The 866-nt window shown below is 56.1% G+C and carries 1 protein-coding gene and 1 pseudogene; both read right to left on the bottom strand.

Annotated elements, in window-relative coordinates; genetic code table 11:
• Window positions 1-371, bottom strand: a pseudogene (locus AB4Y32_RS40400) (tyrosine-type recombinase/integrase); the annotation flags it as partial.
• Entirely contained in the window at window positions 368-859 is a 492-nt protein-coding gene (locus AB4Y32_RS40405) for a tyrosine-type recombinase/integrase (protein ID WP_368726575.1), read from the bottom strand. The pseudogene AB4Y32_RS40400 and the gene AB4Y32_RS40405, both read right to left, overlap by 4 nt.
• Between the last annotated feature and the right edge of the window lie 7 nt (window positions 860-866).

An 866-nucleotide genomic window follows, 5' to 3' on the forward strand; every position in this document is an offset into this window, starting at 1 on the left:
GCTGTCTCTGAGGAAAACGATAGCAGTGCACGCACTATGGGCGTTGTCGTTCGCTGACCATATTGCATCCGCAGTTCATGTAGCGGATTGCTCGCAATCGAGCCTTCTGACTCGAGAAAATCGAGGAACCGGTCGACGAGACGTGCGCGGTGAAAGACAATGTGCAAAGGCCATTGTGCAATTCGCTCGTGCAACCACGCTTTGATCGTTTCCTGATCGAGTGATCGCCTGCGATCGTACTGCATGACAAACCGTTGGAAGCCGGACAGAATGCATCGGTAAACAACGGGCGTCTTTGCGTTGCGGGCTCCCAATTCCAGGATAAAGCGTCCGATGCAACCTCCGTCGGCATCAGGCCAGATTCGCTTCATGGCTGCCTCTCCGAGTTCGGAACGTCAAGGGCTACGCCGCGAAGATGCTCCGTAGCCAACTTCAGGTATGCGGCCGTAGACCCGGCCGAGCGGTGTCCCAATAGGTCCCCGATCCCTTTTACAGAAACCTCAGCACGAAGCAGGCTGACAGCGCGTGCATGTCGGAATGCATGCGGACCGCGTTTGCCAACTGGATATATCCCCGCTGCTTCGAGTCGCCGACGCACTGGTGTGTACAAGCTGGAACCACTTTGAAATCCGCGATAAGGTGCCCGAGCGCGAACAAATATCTCGCGCACATCTGAGGCTGGTCGTCCTCGTCGCAAGTAGTCAAGCAGAGCATCACCGACACTCGGAAGCAACGGCAAGACTGACTGCGATCCAGTCTTGGTATGGCGGACATAAAATCGATCAGCTCTCCAATCGATATCCTCCAGCCGCAGTCGCGTCACCTCTCCCGCACGCAAGCCGTACGTCGACAGCATCATCAGAATG

This window comes from Paraburkholderia phymatum, from assembly GCF_040965635.1.
Classification (GTDB): domain Bacteria; phylum Pseudomonadota; class Gammaproteobacteria; order Burkholderiales; family Burkholderiaceae; genus Paraburkholderia; species Paraburkholderia phymatum_B.

Excerpts from the sequence above, each read along its gene's own strand:
- AB4Y32_RS40405 (WP_368726575.1), bottom strand. The coding sequence starts at position 859 with ATGATGCTGTCGACGTACGGCTTGCGTGCGGGAGAGGTGACGCGACTG.